Annotated in this window: 3 protein-coding genes; 1 reads left to right on the top strand and 2 read right to left on the bottom strand. The window is 71.9% G+C overall.

Annotated features, from left to right (window positions below; genetic code table 11):
- Both AC3EQ1_RS25050 and AC3EQ1_RS25045 read right to left on the bottom strand, forming a co-directional pair.
- The coding region (locus AC3EQ1_RS25050; protein ID WP_432096588.1) for a beta-ketoacyl synthase N-terminal-like domain-containing protein at positions 1-4,890 on the bottom strand (4,890 nt) is incomplete at its 3' end.
- Positions 4,891-5,996: 1,106 nt separating this feature from the next.
- Positions 5,997-6,743 carry a thioesterase II family protein gene (locus AC3EQ1_RS25045; protein WP_432096587.1) on the bottom strand — a complete coding sequence of 249 codons (747 nt, stop codon included), beginning with the start codon at positions 6,741-6,743 and terminating at the stop codon, positions 5,997-5,999.
- Between the two features lie 364 nt (positions 6,744-7,107).
- Here AC3EQ1_RS25045 and AC3EQ1_RS25040 point away from each other — a divergent pair, with 364 nt between their 5' ends.
- Positions 7,108-8,103, top strand: coding sequence for an FkbO/Hyg5 family chorismatase (locus tag AC3EQ1_RS25040; protein WP_432096586.1), 996 nt, complete (start codon positions 7,108-7,110; stop codon positions 8,101-8,103).
- The last annotated feature ends 288 nt before the right edge of the window (positions 8,104-8,391 follow it).

The raw sequence follows: 8,391 nt of genomic DNA, 5'->3' as shown, positions 1-8,391 counted from the left end.
CGCCGAGAACACCAACGGAACCACCGCCGGGATCTCGCGCTGCGGCGCATCGGTGAGTGCGCCAAGCGTCGCCGGAGCACCGGTCGGGGGAATCGGGCCCACCGCGGTGTCGGCCGCCGGGTCCTCCAGGATGACGTGGGCGTTGGTGCCGCTCACGCCGAAGGCCGACACAGCGGCTCGGCGCGGGCCGCCGGTCCGCGGCCAGGCGACGGGCTCGGTGAGCAACCGTACGTCTCCGGCTGCCCAGTTGATGTGGTGCGAGGGCTCGTCGACATGGAGGGTCTGCGGGAGCACACCGTGGCGCATGGCCTGCACCATCTTGATGACACCCGCGACACCCGCCGCCGCCTGCGTGTGACCCAGGTTCGACTTCACCGAACCCAGCCACAACGGCCGCTCCGCCGCACGCCCCTGACCGTACGTGGCCAGCAACGCCTGCGCCTCGATCGGATCACCCAGCTTCGTCCCCGTACCGTGCGCCTCCACCGCATCCACCTGCTCGGCGGACAGCCCGGCGCTCGCCAACGCCTGCCGGATCACGCGCTGCTGCGACGGACCGTTCGGCGCCGTCAGACCATTCGACGCACCGTCCTGATTGATCGCGCTGCCCCGCAGCACCGCCAGCACCGGATGACCGTTCCGACGCGCGTCCGACAGCCGCTCCACCAGCAGCATCCCCACACCCTCGGCCCAACCCGTACCGTCCGCCGCATCCGCGAACGCCTTGCACCGGCCGTCCGCCGCCAGACCCCGCTGACGGCTGAACTCCACGAACACACCCGGCGTCGACATCACCGTGGCACCGCCCACCAGCGCCATCGTGCACTCGCCCTGCCGCAGCGACTGCGCCGCCAGATGCAGGGCGACCAGCGACGACGAGCAGGCCGTGTCGACCGTGACCGCGGGGCCCTCCAGGCCCAGGGTGTAGGCGATGCGGCCGGTGGCGACGCTGCCCGCGTTGCCGGTTTCGAGATAGCCCTCGATGTCCTCGGGCACCGTGTCCAGTCGGGCGGCGTAGTCGTGGTACATCACGCCGGCGAAGACCCCGGTACGGGTGCCGCGCAGCGAGAGCGGGTCGATGCCCGCACGCTCCAGCGCCTCCCAGGACGCCTCCAGCAGCAGCCGCTGCTGCGGGTCCATCGCCAGCGCCTCACGCGGCGAAATCCCGAAGAACTCCGCGTCGAACTCCGCCACGTCGTGCAGGAAACCGCCCTCTCGGGCATAGCTGGTGCCGGAGTGGTCGGGGTCCGGGTGGTAGAGCCGTTGCAGGTCCCAGCCGCGGTCGTCCGGGAACCCGGAGACGGCGTCGCCGGCGGACGCGAGGAGCTGCCACAGGTCGTCCGGTGAGGTCACACCGCCGGGGAAGCGGCAGGCCATGCCGACGATGACGACCGGGTCGTCATGGGCGGGGGTGTCGGCGGTTCCGGCGGCCGTGGGGGATTCCGCAGTGCCCCGCCATTCGGCGGTCTCCAGCAGTTCGGTGTGGAGGTGGCGGACGAGTGCCTCGGGGGTGGGGTGGTCGAAAACCAGCGTCGCGGACAGCCGCAGCCCGGTGGCGGCGGCCAGGCGGTTGCGCAGTTCCACCCCGGTCAGGGAGGTGAAGCCCAGTTCCCGGAAGCTGCGGTGGGTGCGGAGGGCCGCCCCGGCGAGGTTCCCGTGCACGGCACCGATCTGGGTGCGCAGCAGTTCGTGAAGGGCGCGCCGGCGCTCCCCGTCGGACAGACCGGTCAGTCGGTCGCGCAGTGCGGACAGCACCGTCGCGCCGTCGGCGTCCTCGGCGTCCGTGGGCAGGAGGTCGCGGTAGAGGGCGGCCAACGGAGTGTCGGCGGTGCGCAGTCGCAGTGCGGCGTGATCGAGCCTCAGCGGTACGAGGACGGTGTCGTCCAGGGTCCTGGAGAGGTCGAAGAGGGCCGGCCCTTCATCGGCGGAGAGCGTGCCGTGTCCCGGTGCGGCCTCCGGGGAGCCGGTGCCGGCCCAGGGGCCCCAGGCGAGGGAGGTCGCGGCCAGTCCCTGTGCCCGGCGCTGCTGGGCGAGGGCGTCGAGGAAGCCCGCCGCGGCGCCGCCACCCGGGGTGCCGGGCGCGTCGGAGAAGAGGACGAACGCGTCGAGCGCGAGGCCCGCGGTCAGTTCGTGGAGGTGCAGGGCACCGTCGATACGACAGGTTCCGTCGGTACGAGCGGTTCCGTCGGTACGGGGAGTCCCGTCGGTACGGGGAGTCCCGTCGACACGGGGAGTCCCGTCGACACGGTCGCCGTGGACGTCGTCGGCGGGCCGGGACGGTTCTGCGGTCATCGCGTCGTCGTCCGCGGTGCCGGCGGTGTGCACCACCGCGGTGAGGGGGTGTTCGGACGGGAGCTCTTCCAGGAGCCGTGCCACATCCGCGCGCCGGCTCACGTCGCAGGTGACCAGGGTGACGGTGGCTCCGGCGCGGGACAGTTCGGCCCGGAGGCCGGCCGCGTCCGGGGCGCGGTCGGCGGCCGGGTCGGCCAGCACCAGATGGCGTACGCCGTGTGCCCGGACGAGGTGCCGTGCCATCCGTCGGCCGGCGGTGCCGAGGGCCCCGGTGATCAGGACGGTGCCGTGCTGGTTCCAGGGGCGGACATCGGGCGTGGTGGAGCGGGCGGGACGGAGCCGGGGGGCGAACGCCCGGCCCGCGCGCAGGGCGAGCTGCGGCTCTCCGGTCGCGACGACAGCGCGAACGGCGGCTCGGGAGGCCTGGTGGTCGTCGGTGTCGAGCAGGATCAGCCGGCCGGGGTGTGCGGTCTGGAGCGACCGTAGGGCACCGGTCACCGCTGCGCCGACCAGGTCGGGGGCGTCGTCGCCGGGTACGGCGGCAACGGCCGCGCGGGTGACGAGGACCAGGCGGGAGGTGGCGAACCGGTCGTCCGACAGCCACCTGTGCACGGTGTCCAGCGCGGCCCGGGCGGCGGCGCGCGCCGTGGCGCCGTCGGCCGGGCGGGCCCCGGCCGGTGCGTGCGGGACCGGAGTCCCGTCGGGGGTGTGCGGGACCGGAGCCCCGCCGGCCGGGGTGTGCGGGACCGGAATCCCTTCGGCCGGAATGTGCCGGACCGGAGTCCCGTCCGCCGGGGTTTGCGGGAGGTGGCAGACCACGAAGTCCGGCGCAGGCGTGCCGGAGTCGACGGCGACGCGCAGCGCGGCCAGGTCCGGGTAGCCGTCGGCGCCGGTCAGCAGGTGCCGGGGACCGGTCTCGGCCCACCCGGCTCCCCCGGCGTCGAGGCCGTCGGTGTCCCGGGTGGCCCCGGAGGACCCAGCGGTCGGAACCTCGGCCCAGTCGACCCGGAACAGTGCTTCGTGCCCGGTGTCCCCCACCGTGAGCAGGCGGGCGGGGCGTTCGGCGAGCAGATGCCGAATGATCTTGCCGGAGCCGGTGCGCGGGATCGTGTCGACCGCGTACAGCGCCGCAGGCAGCTTGTGGTTGGCCAGCCGCTCCCGGCAGGTGCGGAGGACCTCTTCCCCGCTGTAGGTGCCGCTGTCGTCCAGGATCACATGGGCGACGGGAACTTCGCCGAGGCTCTCGTGCGGCCGGCCGGCGACGGCCGCGTCCGCGACACCGGGCGCCGCGCGGAGGGCGTCCTCGATCTCCGCGGGGTGGATGTTCTCCCCGCCGCGGATGATGAGTTCCTTGATGCGGCCGCTGATGGTCAGGTAGCCGTCGTCGTCCTGCCGGGCCAGGTCGCCGGTGCGGTACCAGCCGTCGCGCAGGGCCTCCTCGGTGGCCAGGGGCTGGTTGTGGTAGCCGGTCATCAGGCTGGGGCCGCTGACCCGGACTTCGCCTTCCGTGCCGGTGGGGACGTCGCGGCCGGTGTCCGGATCGACGAGCCGGACACCGAGGCCGGGGACCGGCAGGCCGCAGGATCCGCTGACCGCGGGGCCGTCGGGCCGGTTGATCGCGATCATGCCGCAGGTCTCGGTGCTGCCGTAGCCGTCGAGGAGCCGGAGGCCGAAGGTGTCCTCGAAGGCGCGGCTCAGGGAGGGGGTGGTCACCGCCCCCGCGACCAGGCAGACCCGCAGTCCGGATGCGTCGAGGCGTGTTCCGCGGGCGCCGAGTACCAGGTCGTGGTACATCGTCGGGACCCCGGCCATCATGGTGAACGGCTCGTCGCGGATCAGGGCGAGCACGTCCTCGGCGGCGTACCCGCCCATGATCCGGGCGGTGGCCCCGGTCGCGGTCACGCCGATGACGCAGAGAATGTGGGCGAGGCTGTGGAAGAGCGGGAGCGGCCACAGCACACGGTCGTTCTCGGACAGTCCGAGGACGGGTGCGTAGCAGGCGGCGACGGACCACAGGCAGCTGCGCTGGGTGGACACGACACCCTTGGGCCGGCCGGTGGTGCCGGAGGTGTAGAGCATCCACGCCGGCTCGTCGAGACCGAGGTCGTCGGGGGCCGGCGTGTCCGGGTCCGTGGTCGCCATGGTCTCGAACGAGCGGTGCGGGACCGTGGCCGGGTGCGCGGCGCCCGGGTCCTGGACGAGGACGAGGGTCACCCGGTCGCGGCCGTCGCACAGGATGCGCGTGACCTGTTCCAGGTGTGCGGAATCGGCCACGACGACGCGGGCGCCGCTGTCGTCGATGGCGTGGGCGACCTCGGCGTCGGCGGAGCGGGGGTTGACGGGCACCCCGACGCAGGCGGCCCGGGTGACGGCGAGGTAAGTCTCGATGACCTCGACGCTGTTGTTGAGGAGGAACAGCACGCGGTCGCCGCGCTCCAGCCCCAGCCCGGCGAGGTGTCCGCCCAGCCGGGCGGTCCGGCGTTCGAGGTCACGGTAGGTCGCGCCGCGCCGCCCGTCGTCGAAGGCGACCTGGTTCCCGCGCTGCTCGGCGTGCTCACGCAGCAGTTCGGACAGTGGCTGGATCAGCTCCGCGCGCAACGTCGTTTTCCCTCTCGTGGTTCGTGAATCCGCAGAAACGGGCGCAGAGCCCGGTGGGGCGTTCAGCCCAGGCGTGTGGGGCGGTGCTCGCAACGTGCGGCGGTGTGCCCGTGGGAGCGTCGTGAGAAGTGCCGTGCGGCGGCGGCCGCCGCGGGGGCCCGGTCCGTGGGGGCGGCAGGGACGGTGGCCGTGCACCGGCCACCGTGGGCGGGCTTCCGGTGACGGGCGTGGCCTTGAACGGCGCTCCTCCGAACGGCGTTCCCGTGGGCGGCTGTTCCGGCAGGGGCTGCTTCGACAGCAGCTGCTCCGGCGGTGGCGGTTTCGGCAGCGACTGCTCCGGCAGTGGCTGTTCCGGCAGTGGCTGTTCCGCGGACTGCCGTTCCGTGCGGGTGCAGGTGCGGGTTCGGGTGCGGAGTGCGGATCGCCTGTGACGGTGCACCGCCCGCAGTCCGGGCGGTCAGGTGCGGGCGCGGGTGGCTGCGGATCGCTCCGGAGCCGGGGGTGCGGAGACCGGTGGCACGGCGGCGGCCGGGCCGAACCGCCTGCTCCGGTGTGTGGTGCCGGCCGTGACCGTCGCCGCCGAGGCCGTGGGACGGCGGCTCTGTGAAGCCGTGCCGACCGAGCATCCTGCGTATCCCCCTTGATGTGCCGTCGCCCCTGCTCCGACGGCTGACCCCCGTGTCGACCGGTGGCTGGTCAGTCCCACCGGTCGTGCCCGCTCGCGCCGTCACCGGCTCGGCGTCCTCCCTGGGTGCCGACGAGCGGATTGCTTCTGATGAGGGCATGGCCCCATCAAATGACGATTTTTTTACTTGCGTCGAACAAAGTCAATGTGACGCAGGTCCCATCCGCGCATGATCTGACATCTGGGCGGGCAAATTGATGGGCCGTCATGCCTGACGGGCCCCTCAGGCATCGTTCCGCAGGCCGGGGTGACCTACCCCCCAGACACCTTCCGCAGACTGCACCGCTCAGCCCCAGAAGGCGGGGGCACCACCGCATAACGCCCCCTTCAGGGCATGCCACAGGGTGCCGACGAATCCGTCCGCGCCGACGGCGGCCCTCGATGCCGGGACCGCCGCCGCACACCCCGCCCGGCCTGCCGTTCAGCGCAGCGCGCTGGTGATCACTTCGGTGATGCGCTGCATGTGGCCGGTCAGGAAGAAGTGTCCGCCGTCGAACGTCATCAACTCGAAGGGGCCGGTGGTGTGTTCGCGCCACGCTGCGGCATCCTCCGCGCTCACCCGGATGTCGGCGTCGCCGGTGAACATCGTCACCGGGCAGGCCAGCGGGTCCCCCGGTCGGTAGACATAGGTTTCGGCCGCCTTGTAGTCGCCCCGCAGCGCGGGAAGGATCATGCGGAGCAGCTCCTCGTCGTCGAGCAGCCTGGCGTCCGTGCCGCTGAGCTCCTTCAACTCCTCGATGAGACCCTGGTCGTCGCGGAGATGCACGCCTTCCGAGCGGTGCCGTGAGGGGGCGCGGCGGCCGGACACGAAGAGATGCACCGGGGTGACACCCTGCTCCTCGAGCCGCCGCGACACCTCGAAGGCCAGCGTGGCCCCCATGCTGTGGCCGAAGAGGGCCAGCGGCTGCCCGGTCAGCGGCTGCAGCACCTCGTGGACGCGGTCGGCCAGTTCCGCCAGGTTCTCCACGCAGGGCTCGGCGCGCCGGTCCTGACGCCCCGGGTACTGGATGGCCAGCATGTTCACGGACGAGGGAAGCATCCGGGAGAGCGGGTGGTAGAAGCTCGCGGCCCCTCCGGCGTGTGGAAAGCACACCAGGGACAGATCACCGGAGGAGGAGCTTCCGAATCGCTGGATCCAGGCGTTTTCGCGGTCGGTGTGTACGGTCATCGGGCTGTCTCGTCCTTCGTCGCGGGCAACGCTCGTAAGCCTACGAGCGCCGCTTCGAACACCATCGGGATCCGAAATCCTACGAGCCCCGAGGGAACCATCTCCCCAGCTGAGAACGCCTGTTGGCGGCCGTCGCTGTGATCGGTTTCACAACTGTTGGGTGCACGAGTGAAGTTGACCAGGTCGGCATTCTTTGTGTCCGAGAACGATCGGTGTCGTAAGGTCAGTGCCCGACGGCCCGTCGGCGTGCGTCCTGCACCCCGGGCCGGTTTTCGCCGTGCGTCACCGCGTGCCACCCCCACGCCTTCCCTCTCACACCCACCTCATCACCGGGCCGCTGACCGCGGCGTGTTGGAGAACTGCAATGCTGCGATGCGAGTACCTCGTCCCCGGCCGGGAATCCGGAATTCAGTCCGGCCGGTTCGTGATCGGCGACGTCGTGTACGGCCCGGAGGTCTCGACTCCGCTTACCTCCGGGAATGCCCCGGTCCTGAGCGTCCACATGACGGAAACGGCTGACCGGGCGCGCACGGAGCGATGGACGGTCGACCGGCCGGTCCGCACCGGAACCGAGAACGGCCTGCACTACGCCTACAACGACGACTATCTGTTCTGCGCCGGGCACATACCCGAGCAGGAGCTCTACACCGATGCCACCCGCGCCGCCTACGCAGCGGCCTTCGACCTCGTCGAGCGGCTCGGCCACCAGAGCGTCTTCCGTATGTGGAACCTCATCGGCCGGATCAACGAACCCAACGGGGAAGGGCTCGAGGTCTACCGCGACTTCTGCCGCGGCCGGGCGCAGGCATTCGAGCAGTACACCGCGCAGGGCCGGGACATGCCCTCGGCGACCGGCATCGGCTCGCTCGGCGGGGGCGTCGCGTTCTACTTTCTCGCCTCCCGTACCGGCACCCGGGTCAATATCGAGAATCCGCGCCAGGTTCCCGCCTACAACTATCCGGTCGAGTACGGGCCCAAGTCGCCGAGTTTCGCCCGGGCCACCCATCTCGCCCCTCGGGGCGCGGGGCCGGACGAGAATCTGCTCTACATCTCGGGTACCGCCGGAATTCTCGGCCATCAGACCGTTCACGCCGACAGTGTCGACAAGCAGTGCCAGGTGGCGCTGGAGAACATCGAGCGTCTGATCAGCGCATCCAACCTCGCGCAGCACGGCATCTCCCGGGGATACGAACTCTCCGACCTCTCCCAGGTGAAGGTCTATGTCCGGCACCCGGAGCACCTGGCGCGCGTCCGGCAGGCCTGTGAGGAGGCCTTCCACCCGTCTGCGGACATCGCCTGGTTCACCGTCGACATCTGCCGTTCCGACCTGCTCGTGGAGATCGAAGGCGTCATCGGCTGAGCCGAACCCTCCTGGACCGCCGAACTCTCCCGGACCGCCGGGCCGCCCGGGACCGCCGGACCGCCGGCGCCTGCACGGCCCGCCGGTCCGGGGCGGACCGCACCCCAGCAGTACGGTCGGCCGCGGAGCGTTCGCGGTGGGCCGGCCGGGCTCCCGGCCGGCCACGACTGCCGTGCGGGGCAGTACCCCGCCTCGGTGCCGCCCCCACCGCCGTTCGCCCGTCCCACCGAACCGTCCGGTGACCGAACCGTCCGGAAGACCGGCCCCGTCCGCCGCGTCCGGACGGTT

Source organism: Streptomyces sp. bgisy100, from assembly GCF_057709105.1.
The sequence above is the reverse complement of the archived record's forward strand: the minus strand, read 5'-3'. Positions and strand labels throughout refer to the sequence as shown.